Here is a 23,070-nt window from a genome sequence, read left to right on the forward strand (position 1 = left end):
TACTTCCTTCCGGTCCATGCATTCTCGACCCCTCCCACGTGCATGGACCGGAATAGCCTCGACCCACCGTGAGACTCGCACGCAAGTTCACCCTCGCCCTCGTCCTGCTCGCCGTGGCCGTCATCGCCGCGCTGCAGGTCATCCAGGTCCGCCGCGAGCTGGAGCGCTCGGCGCTGGACATGCAGCATGACCATCGGCTGCTCGGCCACACGCTCGCGGGCACCATCGGCAAGGCGTGGCAGCTTGCGGGTGAGCGCGAGGCGCTCAATCTCCTCAACCAGTCCAACAACTACCAGGAGCAGGTCCACCTGCGCTGGGTCTGGCTGGATGGCGGTCCCGGGACGCCGTCCCTCGCGGGCTTCCCGCCCCGGCTGATGGCCACGCTGCGCCAGGGCAGGGACGGCTCCATGGTGGACCCGGACCCGGCGCCGGGCCTCTTGCACTCGTACACGCCGGTGAAGATTGGCCCGCGCTTCGGCGCCATCGAAATCACCGAGTCGCTGGGCGAGGAGCGCCAGCACGTCTTCGTCACGGTGGTGGGCACCATCGTCGCCACGGGCACCATCACCTTCGCGTTCCTCATCGTCGCCATGGCCATGGGCCGCAGGCTCGTCGGTGAGCCGGTGGACCAGTTGGTCCAGCTGGCGGAGCGCTTCGGCCATGGGGATTTGTCCGCGCGCGTGCGGCTGCCACCGCAGCGGCGGGGGGACGAGCTGACGACGCTGGCCAACGCGATGAACCGCATGGGCGAGCAGTTGGAGGAGACGCGCTCGCGGCTGTCCGCGGAGACGGCCGCGCGCCTGTCCGCGGTGGAGCACCTGCGGCACGCGGACCGGCTCACCACGGTGGGCAAGCTGGCGTCGGGCGTGGCGCACGAGCTGGGCACGCCGCTCAACGTGGTGATGGGCCGCGCGAAGATGATTTCGTCGGGCGAGGCGGAGGGCGAGGAGGTGGGCGAGAGCGCCCGCATCATCAGCCAGCAGGCGCAGCACATGACGCGCATCATCCGGCAACTGCTCGACTTCGCGCGGCGCCGCGCGCCCCACCGGGCCCCGGAGGACGTGCGGGAGCTCGTCTCGCGCTCGCTGTCCCTGCTCAAGCCCATGGCCGCCAAGAAGAGCATCACCCTGGTGGAGGACATCCCCCCCGGCGTCACGGTGGAGGCGGATGGAGGCCAGGTGCAGCAGGTGTTGACCAACCTGGTGATGAACGCGTTGCAGGCCATGAACCAGCCGGGGACGGTGCGCGTGCACGCGGCCCACTCCCGGACCACGCCGCCCCAGGACGTGGGCGGCCCCGAGGGGAGCTACGTGCGCGTGGACGTGGAGGACGAGGGCTCTGGGATTGCCCCGGACGTGCTGGCGCACGTGTTCGAGCCGTTCTTCACCACGAAGGATGTGGGCGAGGGCACGGGGCTGGGGCTGTCCGTGTCCTATGGTCTGGTGAGGGACCATGGCGGCTGGATTGCCGTGCGAAGCGAGCTGGGACGCGGTAGCTGCTTCTCCATCTATCTGCCGAGCGGAGGGGACACATGCCAGGCCGCGTCCTGATGGTCGAGGACGAGCGCGAGATGCGCGCCATGTTGGAGAAGGGGTTGACCCGCCGGGGCTACACGCCCGTGGCCATGGGGGCCGCCGACGAGGCGCTGGCGAAGCTCGCCGGCGAGGACTTCGACGTGGTCCTCACGGACCTGCGCATGCCGGGCATGGACGGGCTGGCCCTGTGCGAGCGAATCGTCCTCAACCGGCCGGACATCCCCGTCGTGGTGATGACGGCGTTCGGCAGCATGGAGACGGCGGTGGCCGCCATCCGCGCGGGGGCGTACGACTTCGTCACCAAGCCCATCGACATCGACGCGCTGGTGCTGGTGCTGGAGCGCGCGGTGCAGCACCGCGCCCTGCGAGACGAGGTGCGCCGGCTGCGGCAGGAGCTGGGGCGACGGCAGCAGGACAGCGGCGCGGTGGTGGGCGAGAGCCCCGCCATGCAGCAGGCCTACGCGCTCATCGACCGGGTGGCGGACCTGGACTCGACGGTGCTCATTACCGGCGAGAGCGGCACGGGCAAGGAGGTGGCCGCGCGGGCGGTGCACACCCGTGGACGCAGGGCCCAGGGGGCCTTCGTGGCCATCAACTGCGCGGCCATGCCGGAGGCGCTGCTGGAGAGCGAGCTGTTCGGCCACGCCAAGGGCGCCTTCACGGACGCGAAGGCGGCGCGCGCGGGGCTCTTCATCCAGGCGCACGGCGGCACCCTGTTCCTGGATGAGGTGGGCGAGTTGCCGCTCACGCTCCAGCCGAAGCTGCTGCGCGCGCTGCAGGAGCGGGTGGTGCGGCCGGTGGGCGGGGACACGGAGGTGCCGTTCGACGCGCGCATCGTCGCGGCGACGAACCGGGATTTGGACCTGGCGGTGGAGGAGGGCCGCTTCCGCGAGGACCTGTATTACCGGCTCAACGTCATCGGCGTGGAGCTGCCGCCCCTGCGGGCGCGGGGCAACGACGTGCTGCTGCTGTCGCAGCGGTTCATCGAGCAGTTCGCCGCGCGCAACAACAAGCGGGTGGTGGGGCTGTCACCGGCGGCGGCGCAGCGGCTGCTGGCCTATGGGTGGCCGGGCAACGTGCGCGAGCTGCAGAACAGCATGGAGCGCGCGGTGGCGCTGACGTCGTTCGAGCAGATCACCGTGGATGACCTGCCCGAGCGCATCCGGAACTACAGCCAGCCGAAGGTGGTGCCGGAGAACACGGACCCCTCGGAGCTGGTGACGCTGGAGGAGCTGGAGCGGCGCTACATCCACCGCGTGCTGGAGACGGTGGGCGGCAGCCGCACGCTGGCGGCGCGCATCCTGGGCGTGGACCGCAAGACGCTGTACCGGAAGCTGGAGCGCGACGACGAGGCGAAGAAGCCCTAGTCGAGCGTCTCCAGCTTCACCTCGAAGAGCTTGGGCCAGAGCTTGCCCGTCATGAGCATGCGGCCGGTGCCGGGCTCCACGGCGATGCCGTTGAGGACGGCGTCGGTGATGCCTCGGACCTGGGAGGCCACGGAGCGCGCGAGGGCGGAGGCGTCGATGACGGCGGTGACCCGGCCGGTGGACGGGTCGATTTCGAGCACGTCCGTGGAGTGCCAGACGTTGGCGTAGATGACGCCGTTGGCGCACTCCAGCTCGTTGAGCTGCTCCTGGGGCTGGCCCTGGAGGGTGACCTCGACGGAGTCCAGGGGCTCGAACGTCTCGGGGTCGTGGAAGGTCAGCGTGGAGCTGCCGTCGCTGCGGACCAGCCGGCCCTGCCAGTAGCACAGGCCCCAGCCGTCGCCTTCGTACGGCGTGGTGCGCTCACGGGTGGGGGGCAGGCCGCTCCAGGTGAAGAGCAGGCCCTCGGTCCAGGTGAGCTGGTAGAGGCGCTCGCCGTCGCTGGCGAGGCCCTCGGTGAAGACGTCGCCCAGGCGCTCAATCCAGAGGGGCGTGGCGGACTCGAGCGAGATTTCGCGCAGCGAGCCCTTCTGGCCGGTGCTCTCGAACAGGCGCCCCTGGTGGAAGACGAGGCCCTGGGTGAAGGCCTCGGTGGAGTGCGGATACTCCTGGACGATGCGGGCCACCTTCCGTGTGGGGCCGCCCTCCGTCGGTCGACGATGGACAGGTCCACAGCTACAGCCCACGCCCAGCCCCAGCACACAGATGGCCGACATCCACGCTCGCTGATTCAAGTGCATCGAGTCGCGCACGGAAGCAGGAAACGCGGACCGGCACAACACACTCCCGGCCCGGGAGGACCGGGACGTGTCACGGCGTGGACGACGCCTTCCGCCTCAGACGACCTTGGCGCTCTGGATGACCACGTCCTCGAGGGGCACATCGCTGTGACCGCTCTTGTTGCCGGTGCGCACCTTCTTGATCTTGTCCACGACCTCCTGCCCCTTCACCACCTTGCCGAACACGGCGTAGCCCCAGCCCTGCACCGTGGGCGCGGTGTGGTTCAGGAACGAGTTGTTGACCGTGTTGATGAAGAACTGCGCGGAGGCGGAGTGCGGATCGTTGGTGCGGGCCATCGCGACGGTGTACTGCTCGTTCTTCAGGCCGTTGTTGGCCTCGTTCTGGATCTGCGCGGTCGGGACCGGCTTCTGCCTCATTCCCGGCTCGAACCCGCCGCCCTGAATCATGAAGTTCTCGATGACACGGTGGAAGACGGTGCCGTCGTAGTGGCCCTTCCCGACGAGCTCGAGGAAGTTGCTGACGGACTTGGGCGCCTTGGCCTCGTCCAGCTCGATGGTGATGTTGCCGAAGTTCGTCGTCAGTTCGACCGTGGGCATGGAAGGTTCCCTGGAGGTAGAGGGTGGAAGGCGCACACCACTACCTCTTCGGTGCCGCTGTCCGCAATGAACACGTGAGGCGCTGCGTCCCGGGAGCCGGCGGAGGATTGCACTGGCGAACGATTCCGCCGTCCGCCGAGGGGCGACTTCCCATCAAGCGCCCGGGTTCCCCGTGACGCGCTTGAACATGACGCCCAGGTTGCCGATTCGCTCGAGCGCCTCCTTGACCTCCTCCGCGACGATGATGGGGTGCTTGAAGCGCTTCAGCATGAAGGCACGCGCACCCTCCGTCTTCTCGGGGAGGATTCGCAGACCCGAGATCCACCGGAACTCTCCCGCACGCTCGGGGAATGGGTCGTCCTCGGCGTAGTGCTGGACTCCCGTTGAACCCGCTTCGTCGATGCAGTCGACGACCCTGACCACATTCAAGATGAAGAAGCGCTCGTCCACATCCTCGACGGACACCGGGAACAGCTGCACATCGCCGGGCGCGAGGGTCTTCAAGGCCTGGCCCACCTCCTCGCTGACGACAGGAACTCGCTGCACGCCGGCGAACACGAACGCACGTGGGCTGCCCCGATGACGCACTCGCGCCAGGATGGGTCCAGGGTCGGAGAGCAGACGCCCGTCGGTGAACATCCCTGGGTCCTCGAACCTCCCCCCCGAGGCCGGCGCGGGAGTCGTGAGGTACCACTGTGGGACATCGGCGATTTCGACCCAATAGAAGTGACGGTCCACCTCAATCCCCTGCCTTCACGATGTAGCCGCGCAGCTCCGAGCCCGGCGTGAGCAACTCGTTCGCAATCCTCGCCAGCTCGTTCACCAGTCGCACGCGGCAATCCTCGGTTCCCCTACAGTCCTTGACGGCTCGCTGCAATCGGGGCACCACCTGGGAATGGTACAGCTCGGGATGTGGCCCCTCGTGCCCTTTGAGGCGCACTTTATTGGCCGCGTCCTCCAAGCTCATCCCCGCCATCTCGAACACCTCCTCGCACAGCGGCGTCCACGGCCCACCGCGCAATGTCGAGACGGTGTTCTTGTTCGCGCAGATGTGATGGACCGGGCCCTCGGCGTCCCCGGGAATGCGCCCGGTGGAGTACGACGCAATCACCGCCACGGCGCCGGGAGCCAGGGCCACGTTGAGCACTCCCGCCGCGGGCAGCGCGATGGACCCCACTCCCGCGCCGAGCGCCGCCTCGAGCTTGAACCCTCCCTCGACCTGAGCGCGCAGCGCCGCCTGGGAGAACCCTGGCAACCTCGGCCCCTGTGCCGCCATCGCGGCGCGGCCCCCGAGTGCCGACGTGAGCAGCAGCACCAACACGCGGGTCCCATTCGTCCCGAGCACCTTGCCGAAGCGATGACCGATGTCTTGCAGCTCGACGATGCTCGTCGCCCGCTCGGAGGCCTCCCACAGTCGGAGGAACCCCTGCCCATCTCCCACACCGGGACGACCCCGAGATAAGCAATGAGGGAGGCCGTCAGGGCGACCGCGATGGTCTTGGTGACGGGCTCGGGCAAGGTCATCGTCAGGAGCAACGCCAGCGCGGCCGAGCTGATCATCGCCTTGAGTACGACGGGGTTGAGCATGTGCCCCACTTCGTCCTCGACGCTCTCCCAGACCGTATCCAAGGCGAAGGACAGGGCCATCAACGTGCGGTCCTTGCGTGAGAAGGACAGGCCCGTCCCACCTATCAGCGTCAGGCAGGAATCCCGCACAGGGCAGATGCGCGAGTAGAGTGACTCGGGGGAATTCTCCACGCGGGAGTCGACAATGCCCTTCGAGGATGCAAGCAGCGCTCCTGACCGGACCCAACCATGCTGGTCCGCCGCGTCCGCCTCGCGAAAGGCGACCTCCAGCTTCAAGGTGAGGATGAGCTCGGAGAGTGCCCGCTGGAAGTCGTCCTCCTCCACTTCGACGGGCGCGACCTCCATCGGCGTGTAGGTGATTCTCTTGCCGTGCCCCGCGTCGAGGTTGACGACGCGAGGGGTGGCACAGCCCGTGAGCAGACACAGCAAGACGATTCCGGACCCGCGCAAGACATCCCCCAGGAAGGCGCCATGAAGACGCGCGCATCCTGGGTGAGGGGCTCAATCCCTCTCAACCTCACGACCTACCACCGCAGGGGTAGACCCGCGGCGAACACATGCCTTGACAAAGGCAGTCACGAGGAAGCGACACCACATCCCTAGGCCGACTGCCGCCGCCGGCCCCACCACCGGTGCTCCACCAGCTCATGCCCCAGCAGCATCAGCGCGGCCACCGCGAACGGCAGCAGGTAGTAGACGATGCGGTACACCACCAGCGTGCCAATCACGACCGACGTCGGCACCGCGGGCGTCAGCGCCGCCAGGATGACCGAGTCGAACACCCCCAACCCTCCCGGCACCTGACTGGCAATCCCCAACAGCTGCGCCACCGCGAACAACGCCACCATCGTCAGCGGCGAAATCCCCGCGCCCGACGGCAGCAACACCCACAGCACCATCGCCCCCAGCGTCCAGTCCATGCACGACACCGCGAGCTGCTCCAGCGCCTGCCGCCCCGTCGGCAGCGACACCTCCAGATGCAGCCTGGGCACCCTCAACACCCGCCGCATCCACGCGCACGCCGCGAAGTAGACGCCCAACACCCCCAACAATCCCCACCCCAGTCCCCGCGCCACCCACGGCGACAGCGACAGCGCGGACATCGCCCCCTGCCCCGCGTCCACCACCAGCGCCACGCCCGCCACCGCCAACAGCCCCACCCAGAACGTCAGCGCGTTGAACGTCCCCACCTGCGCCACGTCCAGCGCCGTCAGCCCACGCGCCGAATACAGCCGATAGCGCACGCCGCCGCCCGTGAGGAACGACATGCCGATGTTGTGGCCGAACGCGTAGCCCACGAAGGACGTGAAGCCCACCTGCCGGTAGGGCAGCCGCTTCCCCAGGTGACGCAGCGACAACACGTCATACAGCGTCAACGCCAGGTAGTTGCACGCCGCGCACACCACCGCCAACGCGATGCGCTCGCGCGGGATGGACGCGAGCCCCCGGGCCACGTCCTCGCCGTGCAGCTGGCGCAGCTCGTGACGCAGCACCACGAACGCCAACGCCAGCAGCGCCAGGGGAAGCAAGGCGAGGAGCGCCCGCTTCATCATGTCCCTCGAGAACACCCCCGCACGGTGCTCACCCGTCCGCGCCAGGGCACTCGAAGGGCACCCAGGCCCTCAACGCAACGGCGGCACGAGCGCCTCCGCGGTGGCGCACAAGTCCTCCATGGCGAAGGGCTTGTCCAACACACACGCCGCCCCCAGCTGCGCCGCGTCCCGGTGCAGCTGCGCATCTCCAAACGCGGTGATGAGGATGACCGGCGTCGTCCACCCCTCCCGCCGCAGCCGCGCCACCACCTCCAGCCCCGAGTACCCCGGCATGCGCACGTCCGTGATGATGAGGTCCGGCACCAGCGTCTGGTCCGCCAGCAACCCATCGATGATGGCCTTCACCAACCCAGGCCCGTCCGCCGCCTCCACCACCTCATAGCCCCGGCGCTTGAGCGCCCGATGCAGCAGCGCGCGCATCTCCGGTTGATCCTCCGCCACCAACACCCGAGGCGCCTGCTCGCGCCCCGTGCTCGGGAGCGGCCACGGCTGGACTCCGACTCCCTGCTCCTCGTCTGGCCCCATCAAGACGTCCTCCTCCTGGCGTGGTGGGATGCCCGCCCGCGTGCCCCCCGACGAGGGCGCCCACAGGGCGAGGCGTGCCCGGGCCAGAGCATTCGACGTGCCACGCCCTTCCCCGGGAGGGCGAGGCAAACCGCCCCGGGGAGATTTGCCCCGACCGGGGCACTTTGCCCCGCGCCCCCTGCCCCCACGCCCCCACCCTCCGAGGGAATCCCTCACACGAAGCGCTGGCCCGGCATCTGCAATGGAGCCAGACGTCGGTTCGGAAGTGGGGACTCGCGGAACGAGCCCCGAGCCAGGAAGCCGTCGGGAGTCGGGGGACGACCAGCGGCAGACCTTTCCACCTCCAGGAGGAGCTTCTCCACGGGCTCCCCATTTCCGGACCGACTCCTGACACCCCTTTCCCAGCCGGACTCACCTCCGGCCTCTTCGGAGAACGAACGATGGCCTGCTCGCTCCCCTCTCGCCGTTTCCTCGGTGCCCTGGCCCTCCTTCCCGCCGCGACGCTGGGCTTCGCGTGCGGACAGGCCCAGGCACTCGGCTCGCCCAACACCTCCAACGCGGCGTCCACCGTGCCCGCGGCCGTCGCCGCCGCCGCGACGCCCTCCGGCGCGCCCGTGCAGCCCGCGCGCTTCAACCCCGCGACGGCCGGCACCGTCACCTCGCTGGCCCCGCTCGTCGAGTCCGTGAAGGGCGCCGTCGTCTACGTCGAGGTGCAGGCCCGCCCGCGCCGCATGTCCGGCATGCAGGGCCTTCCTCCCGGCTTCGCGGAGCGCTTCGGCCTGCCGCCCGGGATGCAGGGCAACGCGCCGCCGCGGCAGGGATTGGGCTCGGGCTTCATCATCGATGCCTCCGGCACCGTGCTCACCAACAACCACGTGGTGGACGGCGCGGACCTGGTGCGCGTGAAGCTGGAGGGCGGCCGCTCGTACGAGGCGGAGGTGCTCGGGAGAGACCCGCTCACCGACGTGGCGCTGCTCAAGCTCAAGGGCGTGGCGGGCAACCTGCCGTTCGTGCCGCTGGGTGACTCGGACGCGCTGCGCGTGGGCGACCCGGTGATGGCCATCGGCAACCCGTTCGGCCTGGACTCGAGCGTCAGCGCGGGCATCCTCTCCGCCCGGGCGCGGGACATCCACTCGGGCCCCTACGACGACTTCCTCCAGACGGACGCGGCCATCAACCCCGGCAACTCCGGCGGCCCGCTGTTCAACATGCAGGGTGAAGTGGTGGGCATGAACACCGCCATCATCGGCGGCGCCAGCGGCATCGGCTTCGCGGTGCCCAGCAACCTCATCCGCGCGCTCTTGCCCCAGCTGCAGGAGACGGGCGTGGTGCGCCGCGGCTTCCTCGGCCTGTCCATCCAGGACCTCACGCCGGAGCTGGCGCGGGCCCTCAAGGTGGACGCGAACAAGGGCGCGGTGGTGGCGGGCGTCAGCCGGGGCGGCCCCGGTGACCGCGCGGGCCTCAAGGAGGAGGACATCATCACCTCCGTCGGCGGCCGCGCGGTGGACTCCGCCGGAGCCCTCACCCGCGCCGTCGCGCTGCTCAAGCCCGACAGCAGCGTGAAGGTGGACGTGGTGCGCGGCGGCAAGCCGATGACGGTGAACGTGACGCTCGGCACCCGCCCGGCCCAGCGCGGCGAGGAGGAGCTCACGCCGCGCAACAGCACCGCGCCCTCCACGCGCAAGCTGGGCATCGGCCTGCGTGACGCGCCCGACGGCGGCGCGCAAATCACCGAGGTGGAGCCCGGCGGCCCCGCCGAGCGCGCGGGCCTGCAGCCCGGGATGATCCTGGTGCAGGTCGGTGACGACAAGGTGTCCAGCGCCTCCGACGCCGTGCGCAGCCTGACGGGCGCGAAGTCCGGCGCCGCCCTGCTCCTGCGCGTGCGCGCCCCGGAGTCCGAGAACACCGTGCTGCGCGCGCTCGAAGTTCCCTGAGTCGCTCACGACGTCCGGCGGGACGTCTTCCCCTCCCACCCGCCGGACGTCGTCGAGTCCTCATCCGTGAGGGCGGCTACAGCGAGACAATCGACTTGAAGCCGCCCCAGATCATCCGCTTGCTGTCGAAGGGCACGTCCTCGGGCGAGCCCAGCCGCGGGTCGGCCATCACCTTCTTGTTGACCCGGTTCCGGTCCGCCTTCGACTTGTAGACGATGAAGGCGAACACCACGGCCTCGTCCGGCTTGAGCTTCACGCCCCGGGCGAACGAGACGCGGGTGAGGCTCTCCGGGATGTCATCCTCGATGGACTCGATGTACTGGAGCGCGCCGTGCTCGCGCCAGAGCTTGCCCGCCTTGCGCGACATCTTGCGATAGGCGGCCACGTTCTTCTTCGGCAGCGGCAGCAGGAAACCATCGACGTAGGGCATTGCCGTCCTCCCTCCACGAGAAGGGCGGCACCCTACCCCGTTTCCATGCGTCACTTCGCCGGACGGAAGCGCAGCGCGCTCCACACGTCGTCCACGGAGACCTGACGCACGCTGTCGATGCCCTCCTTCGCCAGCCGCTTCCAGAGGATGTCCCGGTTGAGGAGGGAGGGCCGGCATGACAGCACCGACGCTTGACTGGGGCAACCAACGCGCCCTTGCCGGGCAGGCGGCCCCCGGGTCCAGGTGATGCGAAAGCGACCCCAGGGGTTTCCCACGGGTGTCCTGAATCCCCAGGGCGTTTGGCGTAGAGTGTCGCCGTGCCGCGCTGCCAGACATGTGGGCGGCGCTGGGAAGGCTCCCATGCGCCGTGCCCGCCGAGTCCATCCCCAGACGGGGCGGGACGAGCGACGTCCGTGGAGTCGACGCCGCCGCGCATCCCCGGCTACCAGGTGGAGGGCGTGCTGGCGCAGGGCGGCTTCGGCGTGCTGCTCGGCGCTCGGCGGGAGACGGACCACCAGCGCGTGGCCATCAAGCTGGCCCGCACGGGCAATGCCCTGGCGCGCGCCCAGCTCATCCGCGAGTCGGAGGCGCTGCGCCAGTTGGGCCCGCCCACCGTGCCCGCGCTGTACGAGGAGGGCGTGCTCGCCGGCGGCGTGCGCTTCCTCGTCATGGAGCACGTGCCGCTGCCCACGCTGGCGGAGCGGCTGGCGCGCGCCTCCGGGCCCGTGCCCGCGCAGGAGCTGCCCCAGCTGGCGTTGTCCGTGGCGGACACGGTGGCCCGCGTGCACGCGCTCGGGCTGGCGCACTGCGACCTGAAGCCCGAGCACCTGTTCCTCAACGAGGACGGCGGCGGACAGGTGCGCGTGTTCGACTTCGGCCTGGTGCGAGGCACCACACCCCAGGAGGGCACCGCGCTGCCCGGCGAGGGCGCGACGACGAGCGACACCTCGGGCTTCGCCGGCACCGCCGAGTACATGGCCCCCGAGCAGTGCGCGGGCAACGCCAACGTGGACGCGCGCACGGACGTGTACGCGCTGGGCGTGCTGCTCTACGAGATGCTCACCGGCCGGCCGCCCTTCTTCGGCTCGACGCCCGACGTGCTCCAGGCCCACCTGGCGCTGCGGCCGCCGCCGCCGTCGGACTTCGCGCCGGTGCCGCCCGCGCTGGAGGAGGTGGTGCTGCGGTGTCTGGCCAAGGAGCGCTCGCGCCGGCCCGAGGACGCCGCCGCGCTGGCCACCGCGCTGCGCGAGGCCTTCTCGCACGCGCACCGCCCCCTCGAGCCCGTCACGCCCCGCCCCACCGCGCCCGGCGAGCCCCGGCCCGCGCAGGTGCGCCGCTCCGTCGCCGTGCTCTTCCTCACCTCGCGCTCCAACCCGGTCAGCGTGCAGAAGGGGCTGGGCTCCTACGGCGGGCACCTGGCGCATACGGACGGGCCTCGCATCGCGGCGGTGTTCGACCCGGACGTCGGAGAGAACCCCGTGCGCCGCGCCATGCGCGCCGCGGAGGGGATGGCCGAGCGGGGCCTGGCCGCGAGCGCGCTCGTGGACGTGTCCGCCGTCACCGTGCAGCGCCGTCCCACCGGAGCGCCGCGCTACCTGGGCGCCATCTTCGCCCGCGCGGACCGCTACCCCACGGGCCCGGACGCGCACGGGCTCCTGTTGTCCCCCGCCGCCGCGGAGGCCGTGCCGGAGGTGCCGTGCACGGAGGTGCCCAACCATCCGGGCCTGCTGCGTCCGGCGTCACCGGGGGCCGCGCCCCGGCCGGACATCACCGTGCTGCAATTGGGCAGCGAGGTGCTGGTGGGCCGCGACGCGGAGCTGGCCTCGCTGGTGGACAGCGCGCGCGCGGCGGTGGGTGAGGCGGCGCCCACGCTCGTCACGGTGCTGGGCGAGCGAGGGCTGGGCAAGAGCCACCTGTCCGCGGCCCTGGTGCGGGAGCTCCAGTTGCAGCTGCCGCTGGCGCGGATGTACAGCACGCGCTCGCGCGAGCCGGTGCAGGGCGACCCGGACGGTACGCTGCGCACGCTGCTGCGCTGCGCGCTCAACGCCTTCGAGAGCGACGACACGGACACCGAGGAGCAGGGCCGCGCATCCATCATGCAGCGGCTGGGGCCCACGCTGGGCTCGGAGCTGTGGCCGGGCGTGGCCGCGACGCTGGGCTGGTACGCGCCGGGCGGGCCGGAGCTGCAGAGCTGGGCGGCGGCGCCGGGCGCCCTGCGCTCCCTGGCCATGCGCGCCACCGGTGAGCTGCTCGCGTCCACCGCCCGTGAGCGGCCGCTGTGCCTCATCATCGACGACGCGCACTTCGCGGAGGAGACGGCGCTGGACGCGCTGGAGTACGCGTGCCTCGCCGAGGCGAGCGTGCCCATCTGGGTGTGCGTGCTCGCGCGGCCGGGGTTCGAGAAGAGCCGGCCGTTGTGGGGCGCTCGCGCCGCGCGGCAGGTCACCGTGTCGCTGCGGGCGCTCGCGGCGGAGCCGTCGCAGGAGCTGTGCCGCATGCTCCTCAAGCCGGTGGAGAACGTGCCCGCGCAGGCGGTGGAGCGCATCGTCGAGCGCGCCCAGCACGTGCCCTTGTACCTGGTGGAGCTGGTGCGCGGCCTCAAGCGCCAGGGGCTGGTGCGTCAGCGCGCGCCGGGTGGAAGCTGGTACCTGGTCACCGACGGCGTGGAGAAGGTCCCCGAGCTGCGGCTGGTGGAGTGGCTGGCGGACCGGGAGCTGGGCGCGCTGCCTTCGACGCTCGCCGCGCACGCGCGGCTGTGTGCCTTGTTGGGCACGGACTTCACCGCCGCGACGGCGGAGGGCGTGGTGAGGGAGCTGGAGCGGGATGGCGCGGCGGGTGGGTTCCCGTTGGATGCGGGCCACGCGACGCGGCGGCTGTTGGACTCCGGGTTGCTCGTGTCGCATCGGCAGGAGGGGTTGAGCTTCCGTAACGAGCTGCTCCGTGACGCGGTGGCCGCCACGCTGCCGGCCGCCGAGCGACAGCGCATCCACCGCGCGGCGTACCGGTATTACCTGGGGCCCGCGGGCGCCAGCGAGCGACAGCGCTTGCCTCGACTGGCCTTGCACGCGGCCGCGGCGGACCTGCGCGAGGAGGCCGCCGCGCTCTCCATCGACCTGGCGGAGTCCGCGCGGGGACGTCATGCGTTCCTCGACGCGGAGGCCATGTACACGCGCGCGCTGGAGCTGCTGGACCCGGAGGATGAGCTGCGCTGCCTCACCGCGCTGCGGGGACGGGGGCTGATGCGCATCCGCATCGGTCGGTATGACGATTCGCTGGCGGACTTCGCGGCGGCGCGGGAGCGGGCTCGCAGGCTGGGGGATGTGCGCTCCGAGGTGGAGCTGCTGCTGGACGAGGCGATGGCGCTGGACTGGGTGAACGACTACGCGGCCAGCGAGGAGCGCGCGCTGGAAGCCCAGGCGATGGCGATGCAGGTGCGGTCGGCGTACGTGCAGAGCCGGCTGCTGCTGGCCCTGGGCCGCGCGCTGTTCCGCAAGGGTGAGTGGCAGGAGGCCCGCGAGCCGTTGGAGGCCGCGGCGGTCTTCGCCAAGCGACTGGGGGACGCGGGCTACGAGACGCAGGTGGTGTCGCAGCTGCTGCTGGCCGTCATCCTCCCCAACCTGGGCGACATCGACGAGACGGACCGGGTGCTGGCGGAGGTGGTCGCCGCGTGCACGGAGCGCGGAGACCTGTTCCACCTGGGCAGCGCCATCAACAACCGCCGCAACCTGTGGGTGGCGCGCAGGGATTTGGCGAGCGCGCTGAAGGACCAGCAGCGCTTCATGCACCTGGGTCGCGAGCTGGGCATGGTGGGCTGGGAGTACTTCGCGGAGCACAACCTGGGCGAGCTGCACTACCAGGCGGGCGACGTGGACGCCGCCGCGCCGCACATCGCGCGGGCGATTGCGTTGGAGCGCCGGCACCCGGAGGTGGCGCCGCGCCCGTGGGCGCTGCTGCTCCAGGCTCGCACCATGGCGTGGACGGGGAGACAGGCGCGGGCACGAGAGCTGCTCGCGCAGGTGAAGCAGGTGCTCTCCGAGAACCGCAATGGCGTGGAGCTGAGTCCCCCCGAGGAGGTGCTGTTCTCCATGGTGGAGCTGTCCACGCGGGACGCCTCGGCGAAGGAGTGGGCGGCGCTGCGTGAGCGCTCCAGCCAGGTGTCCGTGGAGCAGGAGCCGCTGGAGGTGCTGGAGATGATGGGCCTGGCGGCGCTGCGGCGGGACGAGACGCACGAGGCGGTGCGCATCCTCACGGAGGCGCTCCAGCTCGCTTCTCGGATGCCCAACCTCATGGAGGTTCGCATCCGCCGTTCACTCGAACGCGCACGGGATGGCCAATTGCCCGTGTAGTCAGCGTCGCCCGCCGAGCACGCTCCCGAGGTTCACGCGACGAGGCGGCGAGAGTACGAGGGCACCGCGACGGTCGTCGTTTCTTCGTTGCCCCTGCGCGTCTCGCTACGCCATGAAGCCCAAGAGCTTGAGCGCGCCGAGCGCTACGCCCACGAGAGACTCCGCGGCAATCGCCCCGGCAGCCAGCGCGGGCACGTTGCGTCCCGTCGAGGCCGGCCAGCGCCAGCGCGCCACCGCCGCCAGCACGCCACCCAGGCACAGCGTCACCGCGAAGTAGGCCGGCAGGATGAAGCCGATTCCCATCGCCACCGGCGAGGGCACCCACCGCGCCGCGCGCCCTCGCGCCAGCAACGTCAGGAGCGCGCCCACGCCCGCGGCCACGCTCCCCGCGAACAGCGCGTTCGGCGGCAAGCCATCCAGCCCTCTCGACGCCAGCTCCGCCACCGCGCGGAACTGCTGCGCGAACGGCGCGGGCAGCGCCTCCGAACCCAAGCCATACGCCCGCGTCAGCAACAGGTACGCCGGCACGCTCACCAACGAACCCGCGAGCACGCCCAACAGCTGCGCCCCCAGCATCCGCCCCGGCGACGCACCCAACAGGTGCCCCGCCTTCAATGCCCACAGGCTCACGCCCGTCTGCGCCGCCGCCCCGGACACCACGCCTCCCACCGCCACGTTGGGCCCCACGCCTCCAGGCAGCAGCACGCCCGCCGCCACCTGCGACAGCTGGCCCACCTGCGACACCGGCGACACGTCGAGCTGCCCCGCCCCTCGCGCGCACACCGCGCACAGTGGCAACACCAACACCAACGCCAGCACCCCCTGCGCCGCGCTCATCCCATACACGCCCACGCCCAGGCCCAACGCCAACACACAGGCCACGCCCCCGCTCAGCCACGCCCACCGGGGCAACCCCCCGCCGCTCCGCAGCGAGCCCAGGTCCTTCGCCACCCGCCAGAAGTCCCGCGCCTGCGCCGTGAGCGACACCGCCGCCGAGCCCACCAGCAGCCCCACGCCCGGCCACGTGAGCCAGGTCTGGAGCGCATCGAAGCCCGCCTCCTTCACCGCCCCCGTCGACACCAGCCACGGCGACAGCACACCCCACCCCACGAGCGCGCCCAGCAGCATGCTCATCCCCAGGTGCAGCCCCGCCATCATCCCCACCGCCACCAGCATGGGGCTCCACGCCAACCCCCACGTCAGCGACGCGGCCGACGCGCCGCCCACCGTGCCCGGCGCCGCCACCATCCCCGGCACCTTCTGGAACGCATCCCGCAACACCGTGAAGCCCGTGGACAGCGCCGCCGCCGCCGCGAGCCACCAGCCCCGCCCCCGGTTCTCCTCGGGCGCCGACGCGTGCATCGCCGTGATGAGCTCCGCCGTGGCGATGCCCGTCGGGAACGCGAGCTTCTCCTCCTCCATCAACCGCCGCCGCAGCAGGTGCGCCGCCAGCACGCCCAACACCCCGAGCGCCACGCTCCAGGCCGCCACCGCCACGCCCGGCACCTCCAGCCCCAGCAACATCAGCGCCGGCAGCGGCCCCAACAGCCCCGCCGCCGCGGGCATCGCGCCCACCGCCACCGCCGACACCTGCGTGAGGTTGTTCTCCAGCGTCGTGTACGGAGCCCCGCGTCGGCGAGACACCGCCGAAAGCCCGCCGAACCCCAGCACCGCCGCCATCACCGAGCCGCTCTCCCACCAGCCCAGCTTCAACCCCATGGACACGTTGGTGACCGCCAACAGCGAGCCCACCAGCAACCCCATGCCCACCGCGCGCGGTGTCCACTCGCGCGCCTCGGGCGAAGGGGCCGCGGGGGCCGGGGCCACCGCGCTCAAGCGCACGTCGTCGGCGGAGTCAGGTGCGGTCGTCGAGGCAGACACAGCGCGCTCCGCCGAGCCCGTCATCGGCTCGCCTCCGCCGAGCGCCCCACCAGCTCGCGGAGCTGGGTGAGGTCCAGCGGCTTGGAAATCTTCAGGTTGGGGACCTCGCGCAGGAACGACACCGTGCGCGGCGTGAAGGCGCCACCCGTCATGAACACCATGCGGCCCGCCTGCTCCGGCGCGCTGCGGCCCAGCTCGTTGTACAGGTCCATGCCCGTCATCCCCGGCATCATCACGTCACAGAGGATGAGGTCGAAGCGGCTGCCCTCGTTGAGCAGCCGCAGCGCCGCCTGCGCGCTGTTCGCCGTCGCCACCTCGTGGTCCGCCGCCAGCGAGCGCTGCAGCGCCAGCGTCACGTTCGGCTCGTCGTCCACCACCAGGATGCGCGCCCGCGCGTTCGTCGGCACCACCGTCTGGAGCCTGGGCAACAGCTCCAGCTCCCGCGTGGCCGCGCGCAGCACGACGCGGAACGTGCTGCCCTTGCCCGGCTCGCTCTCCGCGTGGATGGAGCCGCCCATGGACTCGATGATGCCGTGGCAGATGGACAACCCCAGCCCAGTGCCCACGCCCACGGGCTTCGTGGTGAAGAACGGGTCGAAGATGCGGTCCATCACCTCCGCCGTCATCCCCATGCCCGTGTCGCGCACCTCCACCAGCACCCGGCCCCGGTCCCCGGCGCGGATGACCACCCGGATTTCGTGCTCGTGCTCGGGCGAGCGGTCCTCCGGAATCGCCTGCGCCGCGTTGAGCAGCAGGTTCAGGAACACCTGGCACAGCCGCGACTCGCTGGCCTCCACCGGCGCCACCGGCTCGAACTCCGTCACCAGCCGCGCGCGGTGACGGATGACGTTGTCCGCCATCTTGCACGCCAGCTCCACCGCGCGCCGCACGTCCACCGGCATCAGCCGCACCTCCTGCTCGCCGCGCGCGAAGACCTTCAAGTCGCGCACGATGGTGGCGATGCGCTCGGCGCCCTCCGTCGTCTCCCGCACCAGTTGCTGCAGCGAGGCGATGGCCGCCGCGGGCACCTGGCTCTCCATCCGCTCCAGGCCCTCGCGCACCAGGTGCAGGTTGACCAGCATGTACGCCAGCGGGTTGTTGATTTCGTGCGCCACGCCCGCGCCCAGCGTACCCACCGACGCCAGCCGGTCCGCCACGACGAGGTGCGCCTGGAGCTGCTTTCGCTCCGACGTGTCGCGGTGGACCATGATGTTGGCGATGGTGCGCCCCTCGCTGTCGCGCAGCGGGACGACGACGGACTCACACCAGCAGGTGGTGCCATCGCGGCGCTTGAACTCCAGCTCCCCCGACCACCGGCCCTGCTTCTCCAGCCCCGCGAGCACCATGCCCGTCATCCGGTCCGGCTCGTCCGGGTGCAGCACGCGGAAGAGCGTCTGCCCCAGCGCCTCCGTCTTGTTGCGCCCGAACATCCGCTCCGCGCTGGCGTTCCAGTCGATGATGCCGCCGCCCAAATCGGTAATCACCACGCCGTCGTAGATGCTCTCGAAGATGAGCGCCTGGCGCGCCAGCTCCTGCTCGGCCTGCTTGCGGGCGGTGATGTCCATCACCGTGCCCGTCACGCGCGCGGGCATCCCCGCCGCGTCGCACAGCACGTCGCCCTTGCACGAAATCCAGCGCCACCCGCTGCCCTGCGGCTCGATGCGGTACTCCACGTCCACCTGCGTCTTCTTCTCCAACGCGATGGACAGGGACTCCCGCACGCGCGGGAGGTCCGCGGGGTGCACCACCTCCTCGAGCTCCATGGCGCGGCCGGACAGCTTGCCCACGGGCAGCCCCAACAGCCGGTCCACCTGCTCGCTCCACGTCACCCGGCCGCTCTGCGCGTTCCAATCCCAGATGCCCACGCGCGCGGCGGACAGCGCCTGGCGCAGGGCCTCCTCGCGCTGCTCGAGCAGCTCCCGCTTGGAGAAGCGGAACACCGTGACGGTGCCAATCTGGAGCCTGTCGCCCTCCTGGAGCTCCGCCGTGGCGATGGGCGTGCCGTTGAGCAGGGTGCCGTTGGTGGACTCCAGGTCCGTGACGTGGCAGCCCCCGTCCGGCAGGCGGACGATGCGGGCATGCTTGCGCGACACGCCATGGTCGTCGATGCGCACCGTGGCCTCGGAGCCCCGGCCGATGATGTGCTCGCCGGGCTCCAGCCGGTACGCCTTGCCGATGGCCGCGGGCGTCGTGGTGCTGATGAGGATGAGGCAGGCTCCCGTCGAGGACGGCGGAGCCAGCGCCAGACCGGCGCAGGTCGTGAGGTCATCCAATGTCGTCATCAAGCAGCCCCCCGGCACCCCGCGCCGCGTCCGTCCACTCCACCTGCCCCAGCTTGCACGCGTGGTGTCACGTCCCGAGAATCCAGCAGTCCCCGGGCCCAGCGTCCAACCACCCGGGGTGATGGGGCCCTGGAGCATACGCCAGGCAACATCTGCCCCTGCCTCCGCCACCCGCTGTGATGGGTGGTGAACGCCCAGGTAGGATTGCCGCGTCGCGGCGGACGCTTCGGGCCCAGGCCATGCAGCAGGCGTCCCGGGCGCGGTGCTAGGGTACGACGCCACATGGCGGCCGACTCCGAGAGCACGTTCCGCATCCAGGCACGCGCGGATCTCCATGGCACCGAGCGGACAAGAGGCGATGCGGGCCGAGGCCCGGGAACACTTGCGGGCGAGTACGTCCTCAAGGCCCTGCTGGCCTCCGGCGGACATGGCAGCGTCTATGAAGCCGAGCACCGCATCCTGGGCCGACGGGCCGCGGTGAAGGTGCTCCACCCCCACCTGGCGGATCAGGGCGAGATGCTCAAGCGCTTCGTGCGCGAGGCCCGGGTGGTGAACCAGATACGCCACCCCAACATCGTGGACGTCTACGACTTCGGGCTGATGCCGGACGGCAGCCCCTACTACGTCATGGAGCTGCTCGCCGGGCGCACCCTGGGCCAGGTGGTGCAGGAGCGCGGGCGGCTGTCGGCGTCCCGCGCGCGCGCCTACCTGGAGCCGGTGTGCGGCGCGCTGGAGGCGGCGCACCGCGCGGGCGTCGTCCACCGCGACCTGAAGGCCAGCAACATCCTCGTCGTGGAGGAGGGCGAGAAGCCGCGGGTGAAGCTGCTCGACTTCGGCATCGCCAAGCTGTTGTCCGCCGAGGCCACCCAGGAGGGGCTCACCATCGCCGGCCAGCGGCTGGGCACCGCCCACGCCATGGCGCCCGAGCAGTTCCGCGGGGGCGCCATCGGCCCGCACACGGACATCTACGCGCTGGGCGTGCTCCTGCACCAGCTGCTCACCGGCCGCTACCCCTTCCTCTGCGAGGACCGGATGGAGCTGGAGCGGCTGCACCTGGAGGCCCCCGCGCCCAGGCCCAGCGCCATCGCCCCGGTGTCCCCGGCCGTGGACCAGGTGGTGCTGCGCTGTCTGGAGAAGGACGCCAGCCGCCGCTTCGGCAGCGTGGGCGCGTTCCTGGCCGCGCTCGCCGACGCCGCCGAGGAGCCCGTGCAGCCCACCCACCGCACCCGGCTGGCGCTCGCCGTCCACGCGGAGGTGGTGCTGTCGACGGCGGCCGCCCAGGACGACGACGCGATGTACGCGGTGCTCGCGGACGTGCTGGACGGGCTGGAGCAGGGCCTGCGCGGCGGGGGCTTCCTGCTGGCGCTGCAGTCCGGCACCACGCTGCTCGCCGTGCGCCCCCTGGAGAACGGCGCGCCCACCCCCGAGCGCACCACCTACCTGCGCGAGGCGGAGCGCTCGCTGCGCATCCTCCAGCAGGCCGCGCAGAAGCTCGCCGACCCCGTGGATGCCAAGGTCCACCTGTGCCTGCACCTGGGCCAGGCCGAGACGCGCGGGGACACCGGCGAATCCGAAATCGTCGGCGGACCCGTCACCGACGTGAGCGCCTGGAGGCTGCGCGGACCGGAAGGCTTCGCCCTGACCCCCGCTGCCGCGCTGAGCCTGGAGTTTCCAGAGCCTCTCTAGTTTTTCCTGAAATACAAACTCTCCGTTGAATCCAATCCATCCAGACATGACTGGGTCTAGGACTTTACAACCCTGCTGTTATTGATTCGACGGGAAAAGAAAATTCCTCCATAGCAGCATGCGCGCAGGGAAATCCCCTACGAATCTTGTCGAGCCCATCAGTTTTCAGCGCGATTGGGAGCGCTGAAGCGGGTGGACGACAAGGTGGTCAGCCCTCGCTGACCACCACACACGGGGGAAACGCATGCACCGCATTCCAGCTTCGCAGTCGCTTCGCCACACCCGCTCCATCCGCCGTTGGGCTCGCGGAGGCGTGGTGGGGCTCCTGGGTTGGGGACTCGGGATGGGGGCGGCGGGTTGCGGGGTGGAGTTGGAGCCGGTGGGGGAGGAGCTGGGGCAGCTGCGCGTGCATGCGCTGTCCGTCAACGGGCTCTCCACCAACGGGCTCTCCACCAACGGCCTGTCCACCAACGGGCTCTCCACCAATGGCCTGTCCACCAACGGCCTGTCGACCAATGGCTTCAAGGACTGGTTCAACCAGGACCCGAGCACGGCGGACGCGGTGATGTCCTACGTGGTGACGTGCGCGGTGGCGGCGGGGCAGACGCGCACCTTCACCAACCCGGTGACGGGGGTGCAGTACACGTGGCTGGGCTCGTTGGGGCTGGCGACGAGCTGGGCGAACGGGGCGGCGGCGACGGAGGCGGAGCAGCAGGTGGTGTCCGCGTGCCTGGCGGCGCACGCGAACAAGTACGGCCTGCACGTGCCCATCTCCGTGCTGGGCCGCGTCGCGGCGACCAGCGACTCCACGCCTCCAGCCATCCCCTACACCCAGGCGGAGCTGGACCTCTACAGCGAGAAGGAGGCCTGCTACTTCGGCAACCTCTTCGACGGCACGGGCGTGTTCGCGGCCAATGACCAGCCGTACCTCACCGCGGAGCGGAGCACGCCTCGCACGTGTGGGCTGGCCTCGGGCACCACGCAGCAGTGCCCGCCCATCACCCACCTGGGCATGTGCGCCTCGCTGTGCACGGTGGCCAGGGACGCCGGCAACAACCCCCTGCCCTACTACGCGTCGTGCACGCACAACGCGAAGACCTACCAGCCCATCACCGCGCGCATCCGCCCCGCGGAAATCTATCGGTGCGGGGATGGCGTCTGCCAGTTCACCGAGCGCTGCGGCACGGGCACCACCGCGACGAGCTGCAACGCCGACTGCGGCGCCTGCCCCTGAGGGCAGCGCGCCATCCGCTGCCGCACACTCGCGGCCGGGGCGTGTGGGCCCCTCCCCGCTGTCGGGGGGGACATCCTCGGAGGTGGTGCTAGCTTCACCCCATTCCCGAGGTCGTGTCCGACTGGGGAGGTGGCATGGACAAGCATCACGTCCTGGACGCGCCCGAGGGCGCGGACATCGCGGGCTACCGGGTGGAGGCGTTGCTGGGCGCGGGAGGGTGCGGCGTGGTGTACCGCGCCTCTCGCGACGGGGCCCCCGTGGCGCTCAAGCTGCAGTCGCTGGAGCAGTTGGGGGGCTGGGCCCTGCGCGAGGTGGCCATCCTCACGCGGCTGGCGCATCGCAACGTGGTGGGCTTCCGCGCGGGCGGGCTCTTTCCTTCCGAGTCCCCCGCGTGGCTCTACCTGGCGATGGAGTACGTGAGGGGGCGTCCGCTGGCGCAGTGGGTGGAGGAGGAGAACCCGTCCGCGAGAGGGGCCGCGACGCTGGCGCTGGGCATGGCGCGGGGGCTGGAGGCGGCGCACACGGCGGACGTGCTCCACCGCGACATCAAGGAGGACAACGTCGTCGTGCGCGAGGAGGACGGCACGCCGGTGTTGATGGACTTCGGCGTGGGGGACTACTCGGGGGCGCCCCGGCTGCCGCGCGGGGTGCTGCCGCCGGGCACGCCGCGCTACCGCAGCCCGGAGGCGCTGGCGTTCCGACGCGCGCATCCCGACGGGGTGTATCCGCCCACGTCCGCGGATGACCTGTACGCGCTGGGCGTGGTGCTCTACTGGATGCTCACCGCGCGCCATCCGTTCGTGGACGTGGAGACGCCCGAGGGCGAGCTGGCCGTCATCCACCACCCTCCGGTGTCGCCGCACGTGCTCAACCCGCGGGTGCCGTGGGCGTTGAGCGAGCTGTGCTCGCGGCTGTTGTCCAAGCAGCCCTGGCGGCGCGGCACCGCGAGCACGTGGTGCTCGGCGCTGGAGGCGGAGCTCGCGTCGGCGGACGGTGCGTGGGACGCGCCGCTGTTCCCCGATGTGGCGGACGTGCCCGCCTCCACCGAGGGGACTCGGCCACCGTCGAGAGGGCGGCGCGGCGCGGCCAGCTCGGGTGGACTGCCCGCGTACCGGCCGGCGTCCGAGCCCGAGGTGCCCCGGCTCGTGGTCCGGGCACGGCCCGCGACGGGGACGGCGCGGCTCAAGGGCGTGTCGAGCCTCCTGCTCGCGGTGGTCATGGGTGCGTGTCTGGTGGGTGGCGCGTGCTGGGCCCGGCGCGCGCAGCCCTCGGTGGCGTCGGACCGCCACGCCTCCGAGACTCCGCGCGCGCGGTGA

The 23,070-nt window shown here is 71.1% G+C and carries 16 protein-coding genes and 1 pseudogene; 7 read left to right on the forward strand and 10 right to left on the reverse strand.

Annotated elements, in window-relative coordinates; all coding sequences use genetic code 11:
* Positions 1–68: 68 nt before the first annotated feature.
* On the forward strand, positions 69–1,550 hold the full coding sequence (locus OWM54_RS15910; protein ID WP_223746014.1) for a sensor histidine kinase: 1,482 nt from the start codon (positions 69–71) through the stop codon (positions 1,548–1,550).
* Entirely contained in the window at positions 1,532–2,902 is a 1,371-nt protein-coding gene (locus tag OWM54_RS15915) for a sigma-54-dependent transcriptional regulator (protein ID WP_267698050.1), read from the forward strand. The genes OWM54_RS15910 and OWM54_RS15915 overlap by 19 nt, the downstream gene beginning before the upstream one ends.
* Here OWM54_RS15915 and OWM54_RS15920 read toward each other — a convergent pair.
* The 6 genes and pseudogenes from OWM54_RS15920 to OWM54_RS15945 all read right to left on the reverse strand — a co-directional run bounded on the left by OWM54_RS15920 (position 2,899) and on the right by OWM54_RS15945 (position 7,961).
* A complete protein-coding gene (locus OWM54_RS15920) occupies positions 2,899–3,675 on the reverse strand; it encodes a glutaminyl-peptide cyclotransferase (protein ID WP_267698051.1) in 777 nt (258 codons plus the stop codon). The genes OWM54_RS15915 and OWM54_RS15920 overlap by 4 nt on opposite strands.
* Before the next feature lie 120 nt (positions 3,676–3,795).
* The gene (locus tag OWM54_RS15925; RefSeq protein WP_141326829.1) at positions 3,796–4,296 is read right to left on the reverse strand and encodes a peptidylprolyl isomerase; all 501 of its coding nucleotides are present in this window, start codon (positions 4,294–4,296) and stop codon (positions 3,796–3,798) included.
* A 153-nt stretch (positions 4,297–4,449) separates the two neighbouring features.
* Positions 4,450–4,935: an imm11 family protein gene (locus tag OWM54_RS15930; protein ID WP_420715332.1), complete on the reverse strand. Its 486-nt coding sequence runs from the start codon at positions 4,933–4,935 to the stop codon at positions 4,450–4,452.
* A 100-nt stretch (positions 4,936–5,035) separates the two neighbouring features.
* Positions 5,036–6,333 (reverse strand): annotated as a pseudogene (locus OWM54_RS15935) (AHH domain-containing protein).
* Positions 6,334–6,482: 149 nt separating this feature from the next.
* Positions 6,483–7,433 (reverse strand): lysylphosphatidylglycerol synthase domain-containing protein, encoded by a 951-nt coding sequence (locus tag OWM54_RS15940; RefSeq protein WP_267698053.1) that lies wholly within the window; start codon positions 7,431–7,433, stop codon positions 6,483–6,485.
* A 72-nt stretch (positions 7,434–7,505) separates the two neighbouring features.
* Complete coding sequence (locus OWM54_RS15945; protein ID WP_267698054.1) at positions 7,506–7,961, reverse strand: response regulator transcription factor; 456 nt, start codon at positions 7,959–7,961, stop codon at positions 7,506–7,508.
* Between the two features lie 440 nt (positions 7,962–8,401).
* On the opposite strand from OWM54_RS15945, the gene OWM54_RS15950 reads away from it, so the two are divergent.
* Entirely contained in the window at positions 8,402–9,895 is a 1,494-nt protein-coding gene (locus OWM54_RS15950) for a Do family serine endopeptidase (protein ID WP_267698055.1), read from the forward strand.
* A 76-nt stretch (positions 9,896–9,971) separates the two neighbouring features.
* On the opposite strand, the gene OWM54_RS15955 is transcribed toward OWM54_RS15950, so the two are convergent.
* Positions 9,972–10,325 (reverse strand): DUF1428 domain-containing protein, encoded by a 354-nt coding sequence (locus OWM54_RS15955; protein ID WP_223746007.1) that lies wholly within the window; start codon positions 10,323–10,325, stop codon positions 9,972–9,974.
* A gap of 50 nt (positions 10,326–10,375) precedes the next feature.
* Positions 10,376–10,510, reverse strand: a complete 135-nt coding sequence (locus OWM54_RS15960; RefSeq protein ID WP_255652667.1) for a hypothetical protein — start codon at positions 10,508–10,510, stop codon at positions 10,376–10,378.
* 132 nt (positions 10,511–10,642) lie between these two features.
* Between OWM54_RS15960 and OWM54_RS15965 the strand changes: the two genes are divergently transcribed.
* Positions 10,643–14,671 (forward strand): protein kinase domain-containing protein, encoded by a 4,029-nt coding sequence (locus tag OWM54_RS15965; protein WP_267698056.1) that lies wholly within the window; start codon positions 10,643–10,645, stop codon positions 14,669–14,671.
* 105 nt (positions 14,672–14,776) lie between these two features.
* Here the strand turns inward: OWM54_RS15965 and OWM54_RS15970 are convergent, their stop codons facing one another.
* Both OWM54_RS15970 and OWM54_RS15975 read right to left on the reverse strand, forming a co-directional pair.
* Entirely contained in the window at positions 14,777–16,552 is a 1,776-nt protein-coding gene (locus OWM54_RS15970; protein WP_267698057.1) for an OPT/YSL family transporter, read from the reverse strand.
* Between the two features lie 20 nt (positions 16,553–16,572).
* Positions 16,573–18,834: a PAS domain S-box protein gene (locus OWM54_RS15975; protein ID WP_194869594.1), complete on the reverse strand. Its 2,262-nt coding sequence runs from the start codon at positions 18,832–18,834 to the stop codon at positions 16,573–16,575.
* 282 nt (positions 18,835–19,116) lie between these two features.
* Here OWM54_RS15975 and OWM54_RS15980 point away from each other — a divergent pair, with 282 nt between their 5' ends.
* The 3 genes from OWM54_RS15980 to OWM54_RS15990 all read left to right on the forward strand — a co-directional run bounded on the left by OWM54_RS15980 (position 19,117) and on the right by OWM54_RS15990 (position 23,070).
* Positions 19,117–20,520, forward strand: a complete 1,404-nt coding sequence (locus OWM54_RS15980) for a serine/threonine-protein kinase (RefSeq protein ID WP_223746004.1) — start codon at positions 19,117–19,119, stop codon at positions 20,518–20,520.
* A 244-nt stretch (positions 20,521–20,764) separates the two neighbouring features.
* The gene (locus OWM54_RS15985) at positions 20,765–21,754 is read left to right on the forward strand and encodes a hypothetical protein (protein ID WP_223783560.1); all 990 of its coding nucleotides are present in this window, start codon (positions 20,765–20,767) and stop codon (positions 21,752–21,754) included.
* Positions 21,755–21,888: 134 nt separating this feature from the next.
* Entirely contained in the window at positions 21,889–23,070 is a 1,182-nt protein-coding gene (locus OWM54_RS15990; protein WP_267698058.1) for a serine/threonine-protein kinase, read from the forward strand.

This window comes from Myxococcus sp. MISCRS1, assembly GCF_026626605.1.
Classification (GTDB): domain Bacteria; phylum Myxococcota; class Myxococcia; order Myxococcales; family Myxococcaceae; genus Myxococcus; species Myxococcus fulvus.